The organism is Chloroflexota bacterium (assembly GCA_016887485.1).
Lineage (GTDB): Bacteria > Chloroflexota > Anaerolineae > Anaerolineales > Anaerolineaceae > Brevifilum.
Genome location: CP069394.1, coordinates 1,539,916 through 1,561,836, shown reverse-complemented (window position 1 = coordinate 1,561,836; position 21,921 = coordinate 1,539,916). Strand labels below are relative to the sequence as shown.

At 51.7% G+C, this 21,921-nt stretch carries 24 protein-coding genes; 15 read left to right on the top strand and 9 right to left on the bottom strand.

What is annotated here, in order from left to right; translation table 11 throughout:
• Positions 1 to 63: 63 nt before the first annotated feature.
• The 5 genes from JR338_07015 to JR338_06995 all read left to right on the top strand — a co-directional run bounded on the left by JR338_07015 (position 64) and on the right by JR338_06995 (position 6,166).
• Positions 64 to 2,511, top strand: a complete 2,448-nt coding sequence (locus tag JR338_07015; GenBank protein ID QRN82194.1) for a hypothetical protein — start codon at positions 64 to 66, stop codon at positions 2,509 to 2,511.
• A gap of 182 nt (positions 2,512 to 2,693) precedes the next feature.
• Positions 2,694 to 4,238, top strand: coding sequence for an acyl-CoA carboxylase subunit beta (locus JR338_07010; GenBank protein ID QRN82193.1), 1,545 nt, complete (start codon positions 2,694 to 2,696; stop codon positions 4,236 to 4,238).
• Positions 4,239 to 4,249: 11 nt separating this feature from the next.
• Positions 4,250 to 4,594 (top strand): OadG family protein, encoded by a 345-nt coding sequence (locus tag JR338_07005; protein QRN82192.1) that lies wholly within the window; start codon positions 4,250 to 4,252, stop codon positions 4,592 to 4,594.
• A 15-nt stretch (positions 4,595 to 4,609) separates the two neighbouring features.
• On the top strand, positions 4,610 to 5,035 hold the full coding sequence (locus JR338_07000) for a biotin/lipoyl-binding protein (GenBank protein ID QRN82191.1): 426 nt from the start codon (positions 4,610 to 4,612) through the stop codon (positions 5,033 to 5,035).
• Positions 5,036 to 5,047: 12 nt separating this feature from the next.
• Positions 5,048 to 6,166, top strand: a complete 1,119-nt coding sequence (locus JR338_06995) for a sodium ion-translocating decarboxylase subunit beta (GenBank protein QRN82190.1) — start codon at positions 5,048 to 5,050, stop codon at positions 6,164 to 6,166.
• A gap of 124 nt (positions 6,167 to 6,290) precedes the next feature.
• Here JR338_06995 and JR338_06990 read toward each other — a convergent pair whose 3' ends face one another.
• Positions 6,291 to 6,791 carry a histidine phosphatase family protein gene (locus JR338_06990; protein QRN82189.1) on the bottom strand — a complete coding sequence of 167 codons (501 nt, stop codon included), beginning with the start codon at positions 6,789 to 6,791 and terminating at the stop codon, positions 6,291 to 6,293.
• Between the two features lie 358 nt (positions 6,792 to 7,149).
• On the opposite strand from JR338_06990, the gene JR338_06985 reads away from it, so the two are divergent.
• Together JR338_06985 and JR338_06980 are read left to right on the top strand one after the other, a co-directional pair.
• Positions 7,150 to 7,647 carry a DUF1311 domain-containing protein gene (locus JR338_06985; GenBank protein QRN82188.1) on the top strand — a complete coding sequence of 166 codons (498 nt, stop codon included), beginning with the start codon at positions 7,150 to 7,152 and terminating at the stop codon, positions 7,645 to 7,647.
• A gap of 305 nt (positions 7,648 to 7,952) precedes the next feature.
• Positions 7,953 to 8,378 carry an HIT family protein gene (locus JR338_06980; GenBank protein ID QRN82187.1) on the top strand — a complete coding sequence of 142 codons (426 nt, stop codon included), beginning with the start codon at positions 7,953 to 7,955 and terminating at the stop codon, positions 8,376 to 8,378.
• A gap of 77 nt (positions 8,379 to 8,455) precedes the next feature.
• Here the strand turns inward: JR338_06980 and JR338_06975 are convergent, their stop codons facing one another.
• From JR338_06975 to JR338_06965, 3 genes are all read right to left on the bottom strand, one after another.
• Positions 8,456 to 9,124: a pentapeptide repeat-containing protein gene (locus JR338_06975; protein QRN82186.1), complete on the bottom strand. Its 669-nt coding sequence runs from the start codon at positions 9,122 to 9,124 to the stop codon at positions 8,456 to 8,458.
• 27 nt (positions 9,125 to 9,151) lie between these two features.
• Positions 9,152 to 9,817, bottom strand: coding sequence for a DUF2807 domain-containing protein (locus tag JR338_06970; protein ID QRN82185.1), 666 nt, complete (start codon positions 9,815 to 9,817; stop codon positions 9,152 to 9,154).
• Positions 9,818 to 9,981: 164 nt separating this feature from the next.
• The gene (locus JR338_06965) at positions 9,982 to 10,401 is read right to left on the bottom strand and encodes a hypothetical protein (protein ID QRN82184.1); all 420 of its coding nucleotides are present in this window, start codon (positions 10,399 to 10,401) and stop codon (positions 9,982 to 9,984) included.
• A gap of 174 nt (positions 10,402 to 10,575) precedes the next feature.
• Here JR338_06965 and JR338_06960 point away from each other — a divergent pair, with 174 nt between their 5' ends.
• Complete coding sequence (locus tag JR338_06960) at positions 10,576 to 12,378, top strand: M3 family oligoendopeptidase (GenBank protein ID QRN82183.1); 1,803 nt, start codon at positions 10,576 to 10,578, stop codon at positions 12,376 to 12,378.
• A 105-nt stretch (positions 12,379 to 12,483) separates the two neighbouring features.
• Here the strand turns inward: JR338_06960 and JR338_06955 are convergent, their stop codons facing one another.
• Positions 12,484 to 12,921: an arsenate reductase ArsC gene (locus JR338_06955; GenBank protein QRN82182.1), complete on the bottom strand. Its 438-nt coding sequence runs from the start codon at positions 12,919 to 12,921 to the stop codon at positions 12,484 to 12,486.
• Between the two features lie 118 nt (positions 12,922 to 13,039).
• The gene (locus tag JR338_06950; GenBank protein QRN82181.1) at positions 13,040 to 13,708 is read right to left on the bottom strand and encodes a M48 family metallopeptidase; all 669 of its coding nucleotides are present in this window, start codon (positions 13,706 to 13,708) and stop codon (positions 13,040 to 13,042) included.
• A 97-nt stretch (positions 13,709 to 13,805) separates the two neighbouring features.
• Between JR338_06950 and JR338_06945 the strand changes: the two genes are divergently transcribed.
• The 5 genes from JR338_06945 (at position 13,806) to JR338_06925 (ending at position 17,772) form a co-directional block, all read left to right on the top strand.
• Positions 13,806 to 14,408: a hypothetical protein gene (locus tag JR338_06945; GenBank protein ID QRN82180.1), complete on the top strand. Its 603-nt coding sequence runs from the start codon at positions 13,806 to 13,808 to the stop codon at positions 14,406 to 14,408.
• A gap of 63 nt (positions 14,409 to 14,471) precedes the next feature.
• A complete protein-coding gene (locus tag JR338_06940; protein QRN82179.1) occupies positions 14,472 to 15,473 on the top strand; it encodes a hypothetical protein in 1,002 nt (333 codons plus the stop codon).
• A gap of 159 nt (positions 15,474 to 15,632) precedes the next feature.
• The gene (locus JR338_06935; GenBank protein QRN82178.1) at positions 15,633 to 15,980 is read left to right on the top strand and encodes a hypothetical protein; all 348 of its coding nucleotides are present in this window, start codon (positions 15,633 to 15,635) and stop codon (positions 15,978 to 15,980) included.
• 56 nt (positions 15,981 to 16,036) lie between these two features.
• On the top strand, positions 16,037 to 17,248 hold the full coding sequence (locus tag JR338_06930; GenBank protein QRN82177.1) for an MFS transporter: 1,212 nt from the start codon (positions 16,037 to 16,039) through the stop codon (positions 17,246 to 17,248).
• Positions 17,249 to 17,367: 119 nt separating this feature from the next.
• Positions 17,368 to 17,772 (top strand): helix-turn-helix transcriptional regulator, encoded by a 405-nt coding sequence (locus JR338_06925; protein ID QRN82176.1) that lies wholly within the window; start codon positions 17,368 to 17,370, stop codon positions 17,770 to 17,772.
• Positions 17,773 to 17,839: 67 nt separating this feature from the next.
• Here JR338_06925 and JR338_06920 read toward each other — a convergent pair whose 3' ends face one another.
• Complete coding sequence (locus tag JR338_06920; GenBank protein ID QRN82175.1) at positions 17,840 to 18,031, bottom strand: ferredoxin; 192 nt, start codon at positions 18,029 to 18,031, stop codon at positions 17,840 to 17,842.
• A 575-nt stretch (positions 18,032 to 18,606) separates the two neighbouring features.
• Between JR338_06920 and JR338_06915 the strand changes: the two genes are divergently transcribed.
• The gene (locus JR338_06915; GenBank protein QRN84378.1) at positions 18,607 to 18,981 is read left to right on the top strand and encodes a DUF952 domain-containing protein; all 375 of its coding nucleotides are present in this window, start codon (positions 18,607 to 18,609) and stop codon (positions 18,979 to 18,981) included.
• Positions 18,982 to 18,984: 3 nt separating this feature from the next.
• Here the strand turns inward: JR338_06915 and JR338_06910 are convergent, their stop codons facing one another.
• Positions 18,985 to 20,433, bottom strand: a complete 1,449-nt coding sequence (locus tag JR338_06910) for a hypothetical protein (GenBank protein ID QRN82174.1) — start codon at positions 20,431 to 20,433, stop codon at positions 18,985 to 18,987.
• A gap of 190 nt (positions 20,434 to 20,623) precedes the next feature.
• Between JR338_06910 and JR338_06905 the strand changes: the two genes are divergently transcribed.
• Positions 20,624 to 21,061, top strand: coding sequence for a dual specificity protein phosphatase family protein (locus JR338_06905; protein ID QRN82173.1), 438 nt, complete (start codon positions 20,624 to 20,626; stop codon positions 21,059 to 21,061).
• Positions 21,062 to 21,063: 2 nt separating this feature from the next.
• Here the strand turns inward: JR338_06905 and JR338_06900 are convergent, their stop codons facing one another.
• Complete coding sequence (locus tag JR338_06900; GenBank protein QRN82172.1) at positions 21,064 to 21,897, bottom strand: hypothetical protein; 834 nt, start codon at positions 21,895 to 21,897, stop codon at positions 21,064 to 21,066.
• Positions 21,898 to 21,921: the final 24 nt, after the last annotated feature.

The following is a 21,921-nucleotide window of genomic DNA, read 5'->3' as shown; positions in this document are numbered from 1 at the left end:
TACCTTAGCGGACTAGTGTGTATAATGAAGGTATTAACTCATTGAACTACTGGTCAGGTGCCTATGTATGATCTGAACATCTTACCCATCCATCTCCGGCAGGGCAGAAATACACCGGATTCTACCGGGATTCAGGCCTTTTCACCCCCCAGGCGCGCAGCCCGCGGTCGTGAAGAGGACGTGTTGATCCTTGCCCTCCAATTTTCCGATAAGGACGAAATCTCGGATGATCTCGTTCAGACCTGGACGGAGCATCTTTCGCATACCTTTTATAAAACTGCCGGGACGGTGACCGCCGCCCTGCGGTCTTTGATCGAAACGCTGAACCTGACCCTGATGGAGCGCAACATCAAGACCGCTGCCGAGGGCGTCTCGGTGACAGCGGCTGTGAACATGGCCGTGATCCACCGCCGCAGCCTCTATATCGCTCAAGCTGGGCAGACTCACGCTTTTGTATTGAATCATCAGGGGTTGGAGCATCATACCGATACCAGTCAGACCGACCGGGGCCTCGGTGTGAGCCGGACGCCGACCATCCGTTATTATCAGGATGAGATTGGGACCGGTGCTTATTTCTTCTCTACCACCACGCCCCTGGAAAACTGGCAAGATTCCCTGCACTTCTCGGAGAGTTATCCCAGCCTGGATCAACTCCGGCGGAGATTGCTCAATCAGGCACCTTCCCGGTTTGATTTGGCGCTGGTGCAGTTATTGGTGGGTGAAGGCAAGATCAACCTGATCCGCCCGGTTGTCAGGGGAACGACACCCGAAAAACCTGCAGTGCAAGAGACAGGTGAAAAGCCAGTAATTGAAGAACCGCCAGTTGAGCAGGAGAAGGTGATTGTACCCGTTCCTGCCCAGCCGGAAGTGCCTGTTGAGAAGGTGGACCTGGCAAAGGAAAAAACACTGGAAGAGCAGGAAGCGGTTATTCCTGAACAGCCCCACAAGGCGGAGCCCCGGAGGGAGATGTCCGCTCGGGAAACACCTCAGCAAACGCCAACTGAGCAGCCGATGCGAACTCAACTACCATCTCGTCAATCTGCTCAGCAGACACCGCTATCCCATATGCGCTCTGAGCCGGAAGTTGATGCTGACCAGACCCATGGCAGACCGAGCGCCCGCCGTGAAAAGCCAACTCAGGATCGGGATATGCTTCTTCAGCGCAATGCTGAATTCGAGGAGAAAAGCCTGAAAGGGATTTCCGCTGCGCTGAAATGGTGGCGAAAGGTCAAGACCAATATCCAGACTTTCTTCCGGGATTTGGTGGCGCATTGGTCGCCTGAGGACACAGAACCGACGATGTCTAAGAGTTCGATGATCTTCATCGCTGTGGCAGTTCCGTTAGTAGTTGTGGCGCTGGCTGTGGGTGTTTACCTCAGCCAGGGCAAGAGCCAGCAGTATGAATATTATTATCAACAGGCTGAACAATATGCACAGGCGGCTGCCATGATGACGGACCCGGCCACAGCCAAAGATAGTTGGACTCAGGCGCTTGAAATGGTCCAGTTGGCTGAAACCTATCGCTCCACGGATGAGACTGTGCTGCTGCGGGATCAGGTGGAAGATGCTCTGGACCTGCTGGATGGCGCGGTCCGGCTGGATTATCGCCCTGCACTGACCGGGACGCTCTTTGATGGGATTGAGATCACCCGGATCATCTCCGTTGGTGCGGACCTTTATCTTCTGGATGAAGCTGGCGGTCGTGTGATCCACGCCGAGAGCCGCAGTTCGGGTTTTGAGGTGGATGCCGATTTTGTCTGCGCCGCCGGGAATTTTGAGACCGGCAGCATCGGCAACCTGGTGGATATGGTTGCCCTGCCGATCAACAACCCTTATTTGGCACATGTCCTGGCAATTGATGCGCAGGGGACAGTAGCCTACTGCGGCGCGGGGATGGACCCGATTGTGTCTCAGCTTCCGCAGTCCACCGGGCTTTCGGGTGAAGTTACAGCGATCACCTATGCCAGCAATACGCTTTATGCTCTGATCCCCTCGGTTAGCACCGTTCGAGTGTTCTATGCCACGAATAGTCTGTTCAGTGAGACCCCGGAGGAATTCTTCTCAGGAACGGATGCGCAGAACATGCCCGATCTCAACCAGACCGTTGACCTGGCCGTCAATGGGGATATGCTTTACTTGTTACGGGCCGATGGGTCTCTGGTTTCCTGTGAGGCCAATGCGGTGGGCGATAGTTTGGTTGTTTGTGAAAAACCGGTGACTTATGTGGATGGACGAGTGGGCTTTGAAGACCAGGCGGTAATAATGCCTGCATCGGTATTTACTGAATTGCTCTTTACTTCACCCCCTGACCAGACGATCAGCATGTTGGATTCGAACAGCGGCGACATCTTCCAATTTTCGCAAACTTTCCGCCTGCACCAGATGCTGCGGCCGTCATTTGGGATCTATGAGGTGGAAGACCCGACAGCAACGGCCTTTTACATTGGCATTGACCGGGTGGCCTTTATTGCTTTTGGTCACCAGCTGTTTTATGGGTACCTGGGTCAATAAGTAAGGCTGGGACCCATTGATGAAAATCAAGCAGGGATTATGAATAATAGTCTCTGCTTTTTTTTGGCAGACCTGATGACTGGCAAACGCTAACCTGATACTTAGCACTTGTGGAATATTTTAAGGTTGATAATGTTATAATTGCACTTTCGAAGCGAACTCATAAACTATTAAGGAGAGATATGGCAAACGTGGATCCCCGAATTGAAGAGCTGCGCGAAATGCGCGCCAAAGCTCAACAAGGCGGTGGGCAAGACCGGATTGACCGCCAACATGCCAAAGGAAAGCTGACTGCCCGAGAGCGGCTGGCAATCCTGTTGGATGAGGGCAGCTTTACCGAGTTGGAAGCCTTTACCGTTCAACAGAATGACCCCGATGGTGATCAAACCATGGGCGACGGTGTTGTGACCGGCTATGGCACAGTGGATGGGCGGACAGTTTATGTCTATGCTCAGGACTTCACCGTTCAGGGTGGTGCGCTGGGCGAAATGCACAGCCGCAAGATCTGCAGGGTGATGGATTTGGCAGCCGCTAATGGAAGCCCGATCGTCGGCCTGATTGATTCCGGCGGCGCCCGGATCCAGGAAGGCGTCAAGAGCCTGGGTGGATATGCTGAAATTTTCAAGCGAAATGCCCAATATTCCGGCGTTGTTCCCCAAATCAGCCTGATCCTTGGGCCTTGTGCCGGCGGCGCAGCTTATTCCCCTGCGATGACCGATATGATCATTATGGTCGATAAGCAGTCTTTCATGTTCCTCACTGGCCCGCAAGTTATTAAAACAGTTACAGGTGAAGAGACTGATTTTGAGTCCCTCGGTGGTGCGCAAGTGCACCTGAACGAGAGCGGCACCGCTCACTTGGTGACCAAGGACGAAGAGAGCGCTCTGAAGATGGCTCGTTATCTGTTGAGCTATTTGCCTGGCAACAATGTTGAGAATCCACCTTATGTGGAGACCAATGACGATCCCGCCCGATTAGTGCCTGCACTGAATGAATTGGTGCCGGTGGACCCGGGGACGCCCTATAACATGCACACGGCAATCGAAGCAGTTGTGGACCAGGGAACCTTCCTGGAAATTCAGTCCGGCTTTGCCCGTAACGCAATTGTCGGCTTTGCCCGCTTTGAGGGTTATGCGGTCGGAATTGTGGCCCAGGAACCCAGCGTAATGGCGGGTGTGGTGGATATTAACGCAGCGGATAAGATTTCACGCTTTGTCCGCTTCTGCGATGCTTTCAATTTACCGATTGTGACCTTCATCGACTCGCCCGGCTTCCTGCCTGGTGTCAGCCAGGAACATGGCGGAATCATCCGCCACGGCGCCAAGGTACTCTATGCCTATTCCGAGGCGAATGTGCCCAAGATCAGCGTGGTGACCCGCAAAGCTTATGGTGGGGCCTATGTTGTGATGAGCAGCAAATTCCTTGGCACGGACGTCTACTATGCCTGGCCGAGTGCTGAAATTGCTGTGATGGGTGCTGAAGGCGCAACCAACATCCTCTATCGCCGAGAATTGAAAGAAGCAGAAGATCCTCAAGCCGAAAGAGAACGCCTCGAGGCGGAATATCGCCAGAAGCATCTCACACCTTATGCTGCGGCCAAGGCCGGTTATGTGGATGATGTGATCGAACCTGCCGAGACCCGCTGGATGATCATCAAAGCATTGCGGGCGATTGGCAATAAAACCGAGACACATCCTGCCCGCAAACACGGCAATATGCCGGTCTGAGAGGGAACTCAATGACTGTTATTGAACAAGGATTGTTGATCACCGGTATTGGCATGGGTTTGGTGTTCGTCGTCATCATCTTCCTTTGGGGGTTGATGGCGCTGATGATGAGGGTGACCTCCGGAAAGAAGCGCAAGCCAACCGAAGAATCGCTCCCAACCCAGACGGATGAACCCCTGGAGCCTGAATTGGAAAACGCAGAAGGTCAGCGACGAGCTGCCGCAGCGGCGGTGGCTGTGTCTTTGGCGATGGCGATGAGCGGCGGCAGGAAACTTCAAAGCGCTGCTCAGAGTGACCAGGGAAATCTAAGCCCCTGGCAGGCGGTTCACCGTGCCCGGCAACTGGAAGAAAAGTAGATAGAGGAAAACTCCATGATGATTAAAGTCGTGATAGATGGTCAAACTTACCAGGTTGATGTTGAAGATATCCATGCCCGGCCTGTGATCGCCGTGATTGATGGTGAACGTTTTGAGGTCTGGCCGGAAGCCGATACCTCAGGACCTGCATCAGCGCCGGCAATGGCAGCCCCTGAACAGGTGGTCGCCAGCGCAGCGGCACCTGCCAAACCACAAAATGCTGGCGGATCGTCATTAGTGGCACCGCTGCCGGGTGTGATCGTGGCGATTGCCGTCAAGCCTGGCGATAAGGTTACCAAGGGGCAGGAACTCTGCACCCTGGAAGCAATGAAGATGAAAAACGCCATTTGCAGTGGACGGGATGGTGTGATCGGCTCAGTCGAGGTAGCAGTTGGCGATCAGGTCAGCCACGGGCAAGTCCTGATGACCTACGGTGGGTAGGGGAGCGAGCCAATGGATTTTACCTATTTGATCGAAGAAATAACCCGGGGATTTACCAATTTCACCTGGGGCAATGCAGTGATGATCCTGGTGGGTCTGGTCCTGATTGCTCTGGCAGTGATCAAGGAATATGAACCGGTTCTATTGTTGCCGATTGGCTTTGGCTGTATTATGGCCAATATTGGCATGTCCACTGATGTGGGCTTTATGAAGGTGATCTACGAGGCTGGGATAAAGACTGAACTTTTCCCGCTGCTGATCTTTGTTGGCGTTGGCGCTATGATCGACTTCAGTCCCCTGCTGGCTCAGCCCAAGATGGTGCTGCTGGGCGCGGCGGGCCAATTCGGGATTTACGGCACGCTGCTTTTGGCCCTGCTGTTGGGCTTTGACCTGCCGCAGGCCGCTTCAATCGGCGTGATTGGCGCGATTGATGGTCCTACGGCCATTTTTGTGGGCAGCAAGCTGGCCCCGGAAATGCTGGGCCCGATTGCAGTGGCAGCTTATTCTTATATGAGTCTGATCCCGATCATTCAGCCGCCGATCATGAAACTGCTGACCACCCGCAAGGAACGTATGATCCGGATGGAATATGCCCCAAAGCCAGTCTCCCGGTTGACACTGGTGGTTTTCCCGATCTTCGTTACCCTGGTGGTTAGCCTTGTGGCCCCGGATGCGGCGCCCCTGATTGCATCGCTGATGCTGGGGAACCTGCTGCGGGAAAGCTTAGTGGTGGACCGGTTGAGCAAGGCTGCGCAGAACGAGATCATCAATATCTCCACGCTGTTCCTTGGCCTGGCGATCGGCGCAACCATGAAGGCTGAATCATTCATAAATGTCCAAACCCTGATGATCCTGGGCCTGGGCCTGATCGCCTTTGTTCTGGATACGGTGATGGGTTTGCTGTTTGGGAAGTTGATGTCTGTGATGAGCGGGCACAAGATCAACCCTCTCATTGGTGCTTGTGGGATCAGCGCCTTCCCGATGGCCGGACGGCTTTCAGCCAAGATGGCTCAGGAAGAGGATTTCGAGAACTTTATCCTGATGCACGCAATGGGCGCCAACACTGCCGGTCAATTGGGCAGCGTGATCGCCGGTGGGCTGCTCCTGGCTCTGGTGAATGGGATGCTCTAATCGTAACAACACAAGATATATGAAAGAGACGTTGGAAACAACGTCTCTTTTTAATTTAAATTTGGAAAAAATAAAAAATCCCCGTTTTGGGGATTTTTGTTTTATTTGGGGGTGACAAGGGGGATTATTTGTCTTCGCGGAGGTCTTTGGGCTTCCAAAAACCGACCAAATCACCCATCGTCTCAATGGTAATTTCATCCCATTCATCCACAGCCAACATCAGGTAACCTAAACCGCCGGTGGGGAGGGATTCAATCTCACCATCAATGATTTGCAAATAGGCTTCGAGTCCGGGGTTGTGACCGACAAACAACACCGAATTATATTTTTCTTTGATGCCCTGCAGAATCTTCAAATAGTCTGAGGGTTCACCCATATAAAGTTCATCTGAGGTGTTGATCTTGCCTTTGTACCCGAGAGCTTCAGCTAAAAGTTCGGCAGTTTCCTTGGCACGAACCGCAGAAGATGTGATGATCAGCTCAGGTTTTAGATCGCTTTTCTTCATTACCTTTGCGATCAATTTGATATCTTTCTTCCCGCGTTTCTTAAGCGGTCGTTCATGATCCTCAAGGCTGTCATCTTTCCAACTTGATTTCGCATGCCGCATTAGGAAAAGGGTTTTCATCCACACAACTCCTTACAAACGCAATCATAAATTTCAAAAACATCATATCATAGATTCATCAAGATATGATTTGCAGGTGAAAATATTGACGGGATATTAACCTTATGGTGTCTCAGTTTTTACATAAAGCATGTGGGCTTTTTCCCAGGGCGTGCCCTTTTAGCCATTTTGGGTTTTGCGAAAATAGGGTTATAATACATCCAATTTCCAGCCCAGGCTGTTTTTGGCTGGTTTTACAGAATAGAATCGTCCTAGGAACAATATTTATGATCAATTTTGGTTGGCGGACTCTCAATAGGAGTAACTCGGGTACAGGCACGCGGAATGCGGGCCTCTATCTGGTTTAGGAGAGTTAACCATGCGCCGCCATATGCAGAACATTTCCTTTCTGACGATCATCGCAACGTTAATGAGTTGTGCCTTTTTCTTTTCCCAGAAAAACAATAATACTGATGATCCGGCCTCAATTCAATCCAATATGGCTAATGTGTCACAGGTTGAATCGGTTGTGGATGTACCAGATTGCTCAGATGACTCCATTGAAGACCAACAGACATGCCTTGCGCAGGCTGTTGAGGCCTCTCAATCCTTGCTGGATTCAAAGTTAGAAGATATTCTGGCCCTGACGACGGATTCGGAACTTCGGATCAAGTTGGTTGAAAGCCAAATGAACTGGGAAGATTCCCGTGATGCAGATTGTGACCTTCTCAGTGATTTGAACGCCGATGCCGACGAGGATGGCGTTGACGAGCAGACTTGTCTGCGGGATGCCAATATGGAACGGCTGGAGTATCTGAACCAGCTTTATTGTGATATCGAGACTGATGCCATCTGCGCTACTGAAGTAGTAAACTAATTCTCCCTCAATAAGGATGACTAACATCAGGATACAGTACCCTGTTCGATTACAGGGTAATACACGCCAGCCCATGGATTTTGAGATGGTGATGGATTACTGCTGAAAAATGACAGGACTACACCATCAATATGGATGTAAATCGTTTAAAATGGACAAATAAGCATTTGTATCTTTGTTTTTTGTTCCTTATTCTAATTTGGGAATAATCTGTGATAAATTAATTTAATGCTCGATTAAAAAGATCAATAGGAAAAATCGAGTAGGCAGACTTTATAAGAAAAAATTTTGAGGTGAATTAGAAAATGTGTATATTCTGCAGAATAGCATCTGGGGAATTGCCGGCCAGTGTTGTTTATGAAGATGAAAAAACGATTGCATTTCTGGATATCCAGCCGATAAATCCGGGGCATGTATTGGTGGTCCCGAAGGCGCATGCCGAATCGCTGGTCGAGCTATCACCGGAAGACGCCGCTCAAACGATGCGGGTCGGACAGCTGATGGATAAGGCTTTACGGGCCAGCGAGCTGCATTGTGAGGGCGTTAATTTGCTTATTGCGGATGGAAAAGCCGCCGGACAGGATGTGGGTCATGTCCATTTGCATGTCTTCCCGCGGTTTGAAGAGGATGGCTTTAATCTCAATCTCGAATCCTATGAACGGGCCACGCCTGGCAGGCAGCAGTTGCATGAAACTGCCACCAAGCTCAAACAGGCAGTAGATTCCCTTTAGCGAGAATGTTCATTAAATTAGAACCGGCTTTCCTTCTTGATTGAGGAAAGCCGGTATTTTTATTGTTTCCAAATCCACTAGGCTGCGGATTTGTGTTGGCGGCGGGAAATGGAATAGATCAGCACGCCAATCACTCCAATGACGCTGCCTGCCAGGGCAGCCCAGGCCCATTTGGGCAGTTGGATGATTGGGGCAGGCAGGATGGCTGGCGGCACTTTGGCTGTTGACCAGTCGATCCCATAGGCTCTGGTGCCGGTGGTGTCCACACCGGTGAAGTTTGCACCTTCCACATTGATCCCCGTCAGCCAGGCATTGGCCAGAGTGGCGCCTGTAAAATCCGTTTGGCTGTAATCGCCGCCAATCAAGCCGGCATTTCGAAGGTTGGCATTCATAAACTGAGCTTCGCGCGCATCTGCACCGATCAGGCCACCGTCGCTAAAATCAGCGCCAAGGAAATCCGCCCGGACAAGATCGGGATTGAGCATGACGGTATGCTGGAAGTTCGCCTGGTGAGCCGCAGAGCGATAGAAGTTCGGGTTCGTCAGCAGCCCGTGGGTGAGGGTTAGCCCTTTCAGGTTGGTCTTGCGCAGAATTGCACCGCTGGCATTGAGGTCTTCCAGATTTAACCCTTGCAGGTCAGCACCTGTCAGGTCGCGTTTTTCCTTAATCGCCTGCCAGGCCTCTTCAGACGATTTTGGATGGAATATATCTGAGGCTTTTCTTTCAATTTTGAACTCGTTTGACATTTGGCCCCTTTCTGGTGATCCACTTTTTTATTCGTCGTCGATCCTTTTGGATTTGCCCAAGCCGCTAATCACCTGGCGGAGTTTGGGCCTTCCATAATATTTTACATTACCCACGCCAGAAATGGTAATATTCAGGCTTTCTTCCACCCGCAGGGTGGCGTCACCCTGGCCTGAGATTGAAATTTTGGTGTTTTGGCTGCTCAGATCAGGCGCTTGATAGTCACCGGAGCCGGAGACATTAATTATCTGTTCTTCAACGGCGCCGGCCGCTTTGACATCTCCCCGGCCGCTGATATTGATCTTTACGGCGTTGGCTTCCAGCTGATCGATATTCATATTGCCGTAACCGGAGATGTTGACCTTCAATGTGTCGGCCTTGAGGGAATCGCATTTCAGGTTGCACTTCCCGCTGGCGTTGATCTTCTGAAGAGAGACGAATGTCAGATAGTAGGTCACTTTATGGTTGGAGGTTGAGAATACGGTTGAGACAAGTTTGCCTATCCTGGAGATCCAATCTTCATCCATGCCAAGATAAAGGGTGCCATCCCGGACTTCTGAGATCAGGTCGTCCATCAGGTCGTCATCAGCTTCAATGGTCAGTGATTCCTGCTCCCCCTGGGTCAGGATCAGTGTGCCGAAGTCCTTGAAGTTGATCTTGTCGAAGCTTTCAATCGAGCGTGTCTCGGTTTTCATTAGAATTCCTTTCGTTATTGACCTTAATTCCTTGATTTAAATAATCCTAAATGGATTATAGCATAAATTAAAGTCATTTTGGATAATACTAATGAAAAACAATAAGATTATTGATATAATTAAGCTACGTATTTATTTTATTGATAAACCTACACATGAGAAGGCTATTCCTGGGCAGCTTCCTCGTTTTGGGGCAGGAAGATGATCTTCTCCCAGACTTTCTTGGCCCAATCCAGGTCGTTGGGGTTGTCGAGATAGAAGGCAACCTGTAAGAAGGAGGTGTCGCTGGCGGTGAAGGTGATGAGGGAGAGGCGGTCATTTTCATTCTGGACCTTTTGAAGTTGGGTGTAGCCCAGACCGACGATTTCCCCTTTAGTAGAGACCAGTTTCTCCAGTGCGTTTTCGGGGATCTTAATTTGAACCTGGTTTAACAGTTCCAGTTTATCCGTGCCTTCAGAGATGCGGAAGGCCGCAATGATGATAGTGATGCCTGTTTTCCAAAAGACCAGTTTATCTTCCTCGACCCTTTTTTCAAAATCGTCGGGAAGGTCAATGAGCCATTCAGAGGTGATTCGAAACGCCATACGATCCTTTCAGATGCCAGCTGCACGGAGCTGACTCAATGTGTTGGTAATTAGTTTGGGATTATTATACCTTTTTGCGGTTCTTGCTTGCCAGCCTGGACGTAGGAACTGATTTTATCTTATAATGAGGCGATTGAACCTTTGGTTTTTTGAAGAATGGAAAAGGAGAAATTTATGCCAAAAACCCCTCCCCATTGGGACCTCTCTAATGTGTACACTAGCCTGGGCTCTGCAGAATTAGCTGCTGATATTGCCTGGGTGAAGGATGCCAGCGCTGAACTTAAGCGTGTCTATGATGAAGAACTGAAAAAAGTTACCCCTGGATCACCAAATGAGGAAATCAACCTGGCGATCAGCACGGGGGTGGACAAGTTGAATGCCATCCTGCTCAAGGCTATCACCATAGGGGCCTATATTCAATCGTTCTTAACCACCGATTCCTATAATAAGGAAGCTTTGCAGATCGATTCCAAGTTTGATCAGGTGATCGTGGGCTTGCAAAAAGTCAATGTTGGGCTGGAAGCCTGGTTGGGCACCTTCAAGGACAAGCTGCCTGAGGTACTTGCCCTGGGCAATTCTGCCGGCGAGCACACTTTCCCAGTTACTGAAATTGCTGAACAAAGCCAGTATCTGATGAGTGAGAAGGAAGAAGTCCTTGCCACAGAACTGAGCCTTTCTGGTGCAAACGCGTGGTCAAAGCTGCAAGGGACTGTGACCTCACAAAAGAGTGTGGATTTTGACCTGGATGGCGAGATCCAATCCCTGCCGATGCCTGCATTGATCAACTTGCATGGGCACCCGGATGAGAATGTGCGCCGCAGGGCGTATGAAGCCGAGATGGCTGCCTGGGAAGAACTGAAGGAGCCGCTGGCCGCATGTATGAATGGGATCAAGGGTTGGGTGAATACACTCAACGACCATCGTGACCGTGTGGACGCCCTGGCGGAACCTTTGGATCAAGCCCGGATTGACCGGGAAACCCTGGAAGCGATGATGGAAGCGATGGAAGAGTCTTTCCCGACCTTCCGCCGATACTTCAAGGCCAAGGCTGCCCGCTTTGGTCAGGAAGCGCTGCCCTGGTGGAACCTTTTTGCCCCGGTGGGCAAATCTGAGATGACCTTCAGTTTTGATGAGGCCCGGGAATTTATCCTCAAGAATTTTGGCACCTTCTCCGACGAGCTGCGTGATTTCGCCAAAGGCGCCTTTGATAAGAACTGGATTGACGCGGAGCAGCGCTCCGGGAAGCGCGGCGGCGCATTCTGTATGCCTGTGCCGGCAGTGAAAGAGTCCCGGGTCTTGTGCAATTTTGATGGCACGCTGGATCAGGTGATGACCATTGCCCACGAGCTGGGTCACGGCTATCACAACTTCAATATGTTCCAGGCGGATAAAACCATGCTGCAGCAGCAGACCCCGATGACCATGGCTGAGACCGCTTCGATCATGTGCGAGACGATCGTCTTCAACGCCATTTTGGAAAGCGTTACGGACCCTGATGAGGAACTGGCTTTGCTGGAAACAGCTCTCATCGGCGATTCGCAGGTGATTGTAGATATTTATTCCCGTTTCCTGTTTGAGAAAGAGGTCTTCGAGCGGCGCGAGAAGGCTGAATTGAGCGCAGATGAGCTTTGCGAGATTATGGATAAGGCTCAGGAAGCGACTTACGGTGAAGGACTGGACCCGGACTTCCGCCACAACTATATGTGGACCTGGAAACCGCATTATTATTCAGCGGGATTGTCCTTCTATAACTTCCCCTATGCTTTTGGGATGCTGTTTGGGATCGGCCTTTATGCGATCTATAAGGAACGCGGGGCTGATTTTGTCCCGGATTATAAGAAGCTGCTTTCCAGCACCGGTGAAGCACCGGCTGCGGAACTGGCTGCCCGATTTGGGATCGACATTCGCGACAAGAAGTTCTGGGCCGACAGTCTAGCCGTGATCGCCAAGCGGATTGACCGGTATTGCGAGCTGTAAAAACCCGTGGGTGGTGAATGGGGGATGGTGAAAAGGAAACAAACAATAAAGAGACGCTGCAAGCAGCGTCTCTTAGCTTAATAAATATTTGTAGATGGAAATGGGCTACGGCTGAAATTCCTGATCCAGCCAATTCTGGATTTTACCTTTGATTTGATCCCGCACTTTGCGGAAGAAATCGAGTTTCTCATCTTCGGGACCTTCAAAGACCGCGGGATCCTGGAAGGGCCAGTGCATTCGAATGCCCATGCCGGGGAAGTAGGGGCAGCGCTCATCTGCATTCCCGCAGACGGTGATCAGATAGTCAAAATCCACCTGACCGATATATTCATCCAATTGTTTGGAGCGGTGACTGTTCATATCAATCCCCAGTTCTTCCATCACGATGATCGTGTTGGGGTTTACGCCGTGGGGTTCCAGACCAGCGCTGTAGACTGTGAAGTCGTCGCCGCCCAGTTCACGCAGCCAGGCTTCGGCCATCTGGCTCCGGCAGGAATTGCCGGTGCAGAGGAAGAGTACTTTGGTGGGGGAGTCTGCTGTCATAAAAAACCTCCGGAGGTTACCGATAATGGACTTTCAAAGGTGCTTGATCTCTTTCATTTTAACAAAAATGGTGGCCGGGATTGTTTTCAGGGGGTTAGGAGCGGGTTAACGCTGGCCGTCATTCCAGGGTCAGCCGGACACCGTTTTCTTTCAACCAACGTCGGTTGGTTTTGTAATCCGGCTTGAGCTGCCCAACCAGATTCCAGAAATCTTTGCTGTGATTGCGAACCTTGAGATGGGCTAATTCATGCACCACAACATATTCGACCACTTCGATGGGCGCCATGCTGAGCCGGTAAGTGAAGTTCAGGGTGTGGTTAGCGGAGCAGCTGCCCCAGCGGGTTTTTGCACTGGTGATCCTGACGCCTTTAACCTTGAAACCATACTGCTTTGAATAGGTATCAATGAAGTGGCTTGTGATCTGGCGGGTTTCTTCCCGATACCAGGCAATGAAGACCTCTTTGGCCCTTTCCTGGGCCGTGCGGGCGAGCATGAACGCGCCGTCAAGCTCAAGGGGTGGTCTTTGCCTGTTGGTGAACTGCAGGGGGTATTGCTCACCGAGATACCAGAAGGTTTCACCGGCGGAGAAGGTCTTGGGCTTTAGGTCACCATAACGGCTGGTGGCTTTAGCCTGGTTCTTGGCGATCCAGTCTGCTTTGCGGTTCACCAGTGCCTGGATCTGGGCGTTGGTCGCAATTTTCGGGGCGCGCACCACCAGTTTGCCGTCGGGATGAATTTCCAGGCTGATGGAGCGGCGGTTGCTGCGGATGATCTGGTCAATTTTCATTGCTGTTTGCGGGACCTCTCGTTATAATCAGGTCAATTATACTGGGTGGAACGGTGAGTGGCGAAAAGTGAATGGTCAATTGGATAAGAAAGTAACCATGAGTATCTTATCGGATGAGGCGAAATCAAACCGGAGAGAAAAATTATGGGCCTTGATAGGCCTGATTTTCCTGTTCATCCTCTCCGCCTGCCAATCTTCAGCAAGTGAAGCGCTGCCATTGACTGCAGAGACCTATACCCACCCAAGCGGAATCTTTACCATCCCGATCCCGGAGGGCTGGCAGACCGAAGTGGATGCTGAGTCACCTGATGTGGTCTGGCTGACACCGCCGGAGGGCGGACCGGAGGTCACCATTGTGATGATCGCTGCGACCTTGCCCGGTGAGAACGAAGAAGAGATGAACGCTGCCGCCCAGCTCCTGCTGGAAGACTATCTGACCCGCTTCCTGCCGTATACGGATTATGAAATTTATAACAGCGCTGAAGTGCGGGTGGCAAAGAACCCGGCTATGATCCTGGATATCGCCCGGCCATTGGGAGATAGTTACCATGTGGGGCGGATGGAATTGATTTACCTGCCCGGCCATCTGGTCTATTTGGCCGGATTTGGGCCGCGTGAAGCCTGGGATCCCTTCCTGCCCACTTTCCGGCAGATGGTGGAGGGGATGAGCTTTTATGTTCAAGCACTGACCGAAAATTGAAGCGGAAATCGTTATAATAGGTCCGAGACGATTATCAAATCTATCCAGATGAGGGAGGTCATTATGAAAACCAATCGCTTGAGAATCATCATTATCGTCACATTACTCGGTTTGGTGCTGTCAGGGTGTGATGGGCTGCTTGCCCAGCCTACGGCCACGCCCACAGCCACCAACACGCCGCAGCCAACGGCGACGGTGGTCAACACGGCCACACCAACCATAATGCCCACACCCATAAATATGCCGTCTGAGGGTTATTTTGATTCCGGTATCTATCAAGTGCCGCTAGGCGGGTATAGTTTTGCGATGCCCACCGGAAATGATATATGGCATGATTTCGTCGTGGATATTGATTTTTCGGCGACGTCCATCAAGAACGAATATGGCAATTTCTGGCTTCGGATCAGCGATATTCAACACGATGCGGATTTCACCCTGGCCGATCAGATCCAGAGTATCGAAGACCAGATCAGCAGTCTTAGTCCGGAGCTTACAGTCATTAATAATGATGAAGCCTGGTGGGTAAACGGTCATGAGATTATGCAAATTATCTTTTATTATGAGTCTGAGTCAGCGGAAGGCATGATTGATTGGCTTGTCTTGGATGCGGGAAATGGGCGGTTTTTCTCATTTGATATTGAAATTTATGCCAGGAACTTGAGAAGTGATATTTTTGAGGCCTATGTAGATATTCGAGATCAGATCTTGAATGATTTCCAGGTTTTTGATCCGATCTATGTTTCACCCGCCGAATGTCAGATCAGTGAAGACCCCACCTATGGGTATTCTGAAAATAATCCCATTCTACTGGGTGGCGGGTCCCTTCAAGCCATTGACCGCAAGATGGAATACTTGAATAATCTCCTTGGCCCAAATCAGGAATTAGTTATGGCTACCAGGCTGCGATCGTTCATGGTGGAAAATTTGCTGGTCGAGGAATATGAATTGACTTATGTGGGCCTGGATGAGCCTGTGATCATCTACCTCAATACCGGTGTTTGGTCACCCATTGCCGCACCGATAGGGTTCATTTGTAAGCAGCCCTTCCCGCAGGATGAGCCATAGGTGATGTCTGAAAGTAATCTCAATCCGGTTCTATTTTGATTCCAACGTGTTGTATAATCGTTTCAAGGTTGATGGACGAAACACTACGCAGGAGTTTATTGTCGCTTTGAAGCCGCTTATTTGTGATTCCGCTCAACAAATGAATAAGAGATCTGCCGCATGCTGACTTCTGAGCAGCTCTGGCCGGAGATCCGGAGCCTGCATGGGCGGGAACTGCGCACCCTGGTTTACGGGCATCCCTTTGAGGTGGCCGTACCGGGGGAGGATGGTGTGGTGCTCTCACCGGTGGTCAGCGGCAAGCCGCGCTGCATCGCCCGGGATACGCTGGAAGAAGCTTTCGGTGCGCTTTATGAACGGCGGGAGCTGACCGGGCTGGAGATTGCGGAGGAGTTTTCGTCCTTCAATGCGCCTTATGTGGCCGCCCTGCTGGCCGCTTTGCCCGATGTGGCGGTCTGTAAGCAGCCGGTGCGCCTGATCTTTATGGGGAATCAGTTGTTTTATTTGTGAAACCTTTTGCCTCCCGATTTTGGGAGGTTTTTTATTGCTTGATATAATTTCCACATATGAAAGACAAAGTCCTTCCACCTCATTATCCCCGTCAGTTCTGGTTGATGTTCGCCGGGCTGATCCTCTCCACCCTGGGGACGACCATGATCTGGCCGTTTCTGATGATCTATGCCAGCGAGACACTGGCCCTGCCACTGGCTGCGGTGGCCAGTTTGATGACGGTCAACGCTACGGCGGGGCTGCTCTCATCCATTGTTGCCGGACCGATCATTGACCGGCTGGGGCGCAAGGGCGTGATGGTGGTGGGGTTGATCGGTAACGGCCTCTGTTATTTCATGCTCAGTAAAGCTCACAGTTATAGTGCCTTCGCCCTGATCCTGGGGGCCAGCGGGCTCTTCTCCCCACTCTACCGGGTGGGGACTGATGCGATGATGGCGGACCTCTTTCCGGTGGAGAAGCGGGCGGACGCCTTTGCCCTGTTGCGGATGGCACGCAATATCGGCGTGGCGACCGGCCCGGCCATCGGCGGGTTCGTGCTGGCACAGTCTTATACGATCGGGTTGTATGGCGCGGCGGCTGGGCTGGCGATTTATGGCGTGATGCTGCTGGTCTTTGCCCGTGAGACCATCCCGGCGGAGGTCACGGCTGCGGCCAGCTCACTGCGGGATCAGTTGAAGGGTTATTGGCAGGCGCTGCGTGATAAGCCCTTCATCGGCTTGGTCGGCGCGTTCACGCTGGTACAGATGACCACGTCGCTAATCTGGGTGCTGCTTTCGGTCTACGTCAAAACCGGTTTCGGGATCAGCGAGCAGCGCTATGGCTGGTTGGCAACCACCAATGCACTGATGGTGGTCTTCCTGCAGGTGCTGATCACCCGCCAAACCCAACGCCATCCCGCGCTGAAGGTGATGCGCTGGGGGGCGATGTTTTATATCGTTGCACCGCTGCTGATCGCTTTTTCTACGGGCTATTGGGGCTTCTGGCTGGCGATGGTGGTGATGACCTTGGGGGAATTGATCGTCGTACCAACGGCCAGCGCCCGGGCGGCAAATTTGGCACCGGTGGAGATGCGGGGCCGCTATATGAGCCTTTATGGCCTGACCTGGAACCTTGCCTCCGGCATCAGCCCGGTGATGGGCGGCTTGCTCAGTGACACCCTGGGACCGCAGGCGCCCTGGTTCGGCGGGGCGGTCATGGGCGTTCTGGCAGTGCTGGCGTTCTGGTTTCTGCAGGTTCGTTCTGGCCGAAAAACTGGCGAAATTCTTTAACGCTCCCGACCTTGACAAAGAACCCATACTTCACGTAAGATTAGAACATACGTTCTATCTATAGAACGCTTCAGATTGCATTGGCAGCAAAGGGAATGGCATTCAGGAGGTTGCCATTGATGGCAAGCGTATTAGTTTTTAATGAACCGGACGCATTTAGGGTATTGGATGTTGATGCGCCACCTGAGCGGATCGTCCGGGCCGTCAATCAGGGACGCTGGGAAGAATACCTGCCCGGTGAACATGGGCCGCTTTTTGCCCATCAGCAGGGGAGCATTGTGGTGGTGACTCACAGCGAGGCTGAACCGAAGGCGGACCTGCCCAAGCTTAGCCCGCGGGAACAGCAGGTGTTGGTGCTGTTGGGGGAAGGGATGACAACCGCACAGATTGCGATCGCGTTGGGGCTCAGCCCGCGCACGATCCGCGGTTATGTGGCGAATATGAAAGCGCGGCTGGAGGCGCAGAATATCCAGCAGCTGGTGGCCCGGGCGGTCGCGCTGGGGCTTTTCCGGCCGGAGGTGTGAGCTTAAATCAATAGAGGCTCTCCACTTTGGAGAGCCTCTTTGATTTCATTGATCCGCTAGGGAATAATTACTCTTCGATGACGATAGCTTCTTCGGGGCATTCTTCCACGGCCTGCCGGACAGCATCTTCAAATTCAGCCGGTACGGGATCGACTAAAACTTCAGCGAAAGGCTCATTGGCCAGGCTGAAAACCTCAGGGGCCAAACCTTCGCAAATGCCGCAACCCAGGCACAGATCTTGATCAACAGTAACCTTCATCAGACATCCTCCTAAAATAGTTTCTTGTTAAGTCGTACGAGTGATTATACTCCAGATGGAAATAACCACACTGAATTAGTCAACTTCTCAAGTTGTTCTCGTCGGAATTATACCATAATGGATTTTTGTGGGGAGGTGGAGAAACGGTCACCAGCGTTATAATATGAGCCATGAAAAAGAAAAATGATAAGGGTCAGGTAACCCTGTTGGAAGCATTCGCAACGATCAACAAAGCGATTGAAACGACCCTGGATATCGAATTAGCGGATCAGGATTTCGCCGATGGGCGGGAAGAACTCCTGCATATCTATTGTCACGAAGCCTGCCACGCTGCCCTGGCGCATTCCGTTCCCTGGCTGAAAGACCTGCCGGAAAAGGTACATACACTGGCGGATGAAGTCCTGGCGAGGCTGTTGGAGAAGGAATTTGCCCCTCGCCTGGGACTATATCTGCACAGCGATGAAGAATTTCTGGTGGAACTCTCGATGTGCCCGGTGGAAATTGAGCGGGAGACTTACGAGCGGCTCAGAAAAGCCTGGGAGGCGGATTTTTGGCCTCGGCGGGACCTGGCTGGTATGGTGGTGCATACCCTGCAGACCCTGCGATATGGCGACCTGATTTATCACATCCTGCCCCGTGCGGATTGGAAAACGGCAAAAAAGACCGGCGATTACCGGCCTGCCAGCCTGGAAAGCCAGGGTTTTATTCACTTTTCACGTGCGGAACAGGTTTTGCAGGTAGCTGAAAATTTCTATAGCGGCATGAAAGACCTTCTGCTGCTGACTGTTGCCGTGGATAAGCTGAAAGACGAAGTGCGTTATGAGGATTTGTTGGGGGAGGGGCAGTTCTTTCCGCACCTTTATGGCCCGCTGAATCTGGATGCGGTGGTGGCGGTGGATCAATTTAGCCTGGATGACACGGGAAAATTTGCGTTACCCCAGAAGGCGTGACCGTCAGCCGGATTGTTGTTTTAGTCTCAGCAGGTGATTGTACAGATTGCGCTGTTTCGTCAAGGCTTGTTGGAACATGGCCTGCACGCCGGGAATGGATTGGCGTTCTTTAAGCAGGGCGACATCCTGGGTGACCAGTTCGTAATCCGCAATGGCTTGTGCCAGATCCGAGCTGAAGGGGGGCTGGATGTGGCTGGATTTCAGTTGTTGTGAGATTTCAACGTTTTCAAGAGATGCCCAGTGGTTGAAAAACTCCTGATATTGTTCTCTGACCTGTTGACGCGCCAGGCGCACTTCGGGCGTGGCCGGCTGCTGGTTGAGATGGGTGATGTCCTGGTTATACGTGGTAAGTTGGTTTCGGACCTCATCCAGATTCTGGCTGAAGGGGGCTGTAATCGTAAGTGATGCCAGGCCAGCAGTGAGCATTTTGGCTGCGTTTTGGACTCTGTTGATTTCCTGAGCCTCGCCATGACTCTTTAGCAGTTTTCTCTCCTGCCGGCGTAGAGATTTGATCTCCTTCTGGAGGGGACGGGGCGGATCGGGCACCAGTGAGAGCCAGCGGATGGTGGCCTGGGTGGATTCCAGGTGGCGTGCAATCCGAGCGGCATCTTTGCCGGGATCGCTGTTAGGGGGCAGATCACCCCAGCATTGACGATAAACTTCCCGGTGGAAGTGCTGAGAGAGGTCCATCTGAAGTTTGAAAAGCTCCGATTTAAGCTTATTTAGAACCGGGGATGGTGCTTGTTGATTTAAATGGCGTAAGTCCGTGTGAATTTGGACCAGTTGCGCTTTCAGCTGGTTGAGGTCTTGGCTGAAGGGCTTTTCAATCGCAAAAGAAGCGATCTTCTGACGTTGCGATTTTGATTGCAGCTCATCGTGGTATTCCTGATAGAGCGCTTTTTCTTCCTGAAGAGATTTGATCAGCCCCTGGTTTTCCGGTGAAGTCTGACAGGTGCGCAAGATCAGGATCGAGTGATCGATCATATCCTTTTGATTCGTGAGCGCCAGGTCATTGTGTTCGATGGGGCCAAATTCCAGCATATCCAACTGCATTTGTGCCCGGCGGATATCTTCCCATTGGGTCCATTCCTGAAAGGTCAAGGCGTCCAATTGTTGGAGTGCGGCGGGGGTCATCTCTCCGCGGGTGAGGGAGCGTATCTCCGCCATGGTGGCGTTCAGGGCGCTGTTGGCGGCATTATAAGCCTGGGTGAGCTGCATCCGCTGGAGTTCCTTGCGGGTTTCCTGCGCGCCTTCCCGGATGGCATCCTGGGTGCCACGCCCGGTTTCGTGAATGGCAGTGCTGATCTGTTCCGCAGCCTTGAGCGCGTAATAACCTTCGCCGCGCTCCAGGACAAGAAACGTCCCGCAGTTTGAACAGGTTAATCGATCAATATCTTCTGGAATGGAGATGGGCGCGCCGCAGGCGGAGCAGTTGAGTTTAATTAATTTCATTATTCCCTCGAAATCATTCAAACTTGGCTATTAAATGAGTCATGTTCTGATATTTGGAAACCACAAAATACCAACTAACACTAAGTATAATTGAATTGGTTTATTTTATAAGAGAGGAAAGCGAAATATTATCTTGGAAATCCTAACTGAACTTCCTTATGGTTTTAAAGGCAAAATATATCGAAGCCCAATGCCCTTCAGCAGAATGTTTGACCCGGATTGGGTGGTGATGCCCGCATATATTGATGCAGGCATTGATGTTGTGGTGGTGCTCACTTCCTGGGAAGAAGTCTGGTCAAAGGCAGGGGTGGATTTGAAGAAGCTTTATTCGATGTCCGAGATGGAAGTGATTTACCTGCCGACACCGGATTTCCACACGCCAGACCCTGACTTGTTCCGGATTGCCTTGGGGCAGGTTCTGGATGCTGCCAATCAGGGGAAGAATGTGGCGATCCATTGTCATGCCGGCGTAGGCCGGACTGGGATCTTCGCAGCCTGTCTGGCGAAGGTGGTTTTAGGCCTGGATGGTCCTCAGGCCTATGCCTGGGTGCGCCAGGCGATCCCAGGCGCGGTGGAGAATCAGGAACAAATTCAATTCATTGATAATTTTGGTTATTCTGAAGGGTAGGATTAGCTTTTGGCCGAATCATCTGCTGGGGTAACTGCCAGCATACCGGATGGACCGATTAGCCAGGTCAGGTCCTCTTCGACTTCGGCGAATTGCAGTTGTTCGGGTGAGCCATTAAGTTCCAGAGTGTCGCCAGCGGTCACCTCAACATCATATTCATAAAGGTAGTAGAAAATATTGATGAGCCGGTTGATGGTTTCCTCTTCGTCGGCTGGGTCGGTGACCAGGCTGGTCAGGTCTGGTACATCGAAGATATGATGACCTTTGCTTGCCAGCCAATATTGGGAGGGATCGAGGTAGAACTTGACATATCCCATCCAGAGGATGAAAGGCAGTTCAGAGCGGTAGGTGCTGATCTGACCCGGGTCGAGGAAATCCGCAGGGGGATGCGCCGTCCAGGCTTGTTCGTTGACAATCCCCAATAAGTTTTCATTTTCCAGAGCAAAGGCTGTTTGATAGAGCGCGATCATTTTCTCCACTGGGTCCGGATGATCCCCGGCATAGACCAGGCTGATGTGGGAGCGGTGCTGCCGCATCGCCGCCCGGATCTGTGGCTGCCAGGGAGAAACGTTCACTGTCCGGTCCAGTACTTCAGGTGGTAGGGGGGTGGATAGCCCCGCAACATGGAGGATATGCTGTCCAAATTTGATTTCACCCAGCAACTGATTGGGGCTGTCGAATGAGCGTTTTAGCTCGATTTGCTCAGGATCTTCCACTCCGCCGCTGACCACCAGGTTGGTGATCAGATCGGCATCGCTGGGGATGCTCAGGCTGGCCGGGGCATAGATCAGATGGATGGCGGGGGTGAAGGGGTCGAGTGAGGTTTTGTTCTGCATACAAGTTTCCTTATTCGTTAGGTT

Bases quoted from the DNA above. Each gene is read 5' to 3' on its own strand.
- JR338_07015 (QRN82194.1), top strand. From the start codon at position 64: ATGTATGATCTGAACATCTTACCCATCCATCTCCGGCAGGGCAGAAAT.
- JR338_07010 (QRN82193.1), top strand. From the start codon at position 2,694: ATGGCAAACGTGGATCCCCGAATTGAAGAGCTGCGCGAAATGCGCGCC.
- JR338_07005 (QRN82192.1), top strand. From the start codon at position 4,250: ATGACTGTTATTGAACAAGGATTGTTGATCACCGGTATTGGCATGGGT.
- JR338_07000 (QRN82191.1), top strand. From the start codon at position 4,610: ATGATGATTAAAGTCGTGATAGATGGTCAAACTTACCAGGTTGATGTT.
- JR338_06995 (QRN82190.1), top strand. From the start codon at position 5,048: ATGGATTTTACCTATTTGATCGAAGAAATAACCCGGGGATTTACCAAT.
- JR338_06990 (QRN82189.1), bottom strand. From the start codon at position 6,791: ATGAAAACCCTTTTCCTAATGCGGCATGCGAAATCAAGTTGGAAAGAT.
- JR338_06985 (QRN82188.1), top strand. From the start codon at position 7,150: ATGCGCCGCCATATGCAGAACATTTCCTTTCTGACGATCATCGCAACG.
- JR338_06980 (QRN82187.1), top strand. From the start codon at position 7,953: ATGTGTATATTCTGCAGAATAGCATCTGGGGAATTGCCGGCCAGTGTT.
- JR338_06975 (QRN82186.1), bottom strand. From the start codon at position 9,124: ATGTCAAACGAGTTCAAAATTGAAAGAAAAGCCTCAGATATATTCCAT.
- JR338_06970 (QRN82185.1), bottom strand. From the start codon at position 9,817: ATGAAAACCGAGACACGCTCGATTGAAAGCTTCGACAAGATCAACTTC.
- JR338_06965 (QRN82184.1), bottom strand. From the start codon at position 10,401: ATGGCGTTTCGAATCACCTCTGAATGGCTCATTGACCTTCCCGACGAT.
- JR338_06960 (QRN82183.1), top strand. From the start codon at position 10,576: ATGCCAAAAACCCCTCCCCATTGGGACCTCTCTAATGTGTACACTAGC.
- JR338_06955 (QRN82182.1), bottom strand. From the start codon at position 12,921: ATGACAGCAGACTCCCCCACCAAAGTACTCTTCCTCTGCACCGGCAAT.
- JR338_06950 (QRN82181.1), bottom strand. From the start codon at position 13,708: ATGAAAATTGACCAGATCATCCGCAGCAACCGCCGCTCCATCAGCCTG.
- JR338_06945 (QRN82180.1), top strand. From the start codon at position 13,806: ATGAGTATCTTATCGGATGAGGCGAAATCAAACCGGAGAGAAAAATTA.
- JR338_06940 (QRN82179.1), top strand. From the start codon at position 14,472: ATGAAAACCAATCGCTTGAGAATCATCATTATCGTCACATTACTCGGT.
- JR338_06935 (QRN82178.1), top strand. From the start codon at position 15,633: ATGCTGACTTCTGAGCAGCTCTGGCCGGAGATCCGGAGCCTGCATGGG.
- JR338_06930 (QRN82177.1), top strand. From the start codon at position 16,037: ATGAAAGACAAAGTCCTTCCACCTCATTATCCCCGTCAGTTCTGGTTG.
- JR338_06925 (QRN82176.1), top strand. From the start codon at position 17,368: ATGGCAAGCGTATTAGTTTTTAATGAACCGGACGCATTTAGGGTATTG.
- JR338_06920 (QRN82175.1), bottom strand. From the start codon at position 18,031: ATGAAGGTTACTGTTGATCAAGATCTGTGCCTGGGTTGCGGCATTTGC.
- JR338_06915 (QRN84378.1), top strand. From the start codon at position 18,607: ATGGTGGTGCATACCCTGCAGACCCTGCGATATGGCGACCTGATTTAT.
- JR338_06910 (QRN82174.1), bottom strand. From the start codon at position 20,433: ATGAAATTAATTAAACTCAACTGCTCCGCCTGCGGCGCGCCCATCTCC.
- JR338_06905 (QRN82173.1), top strand. From the start codon at position 20,624: ATGCCCTTCAGCAGAATGTTTGACCCGGATTGGGTGGTGATGCCCGCA.
- JR338_06900 (QRN82172.1), bottom strand. From the start codon at position 21,897: ATGCAGAACAAAACCTCACTCGACCCCTTCACCCCCGCCATCCATCTG.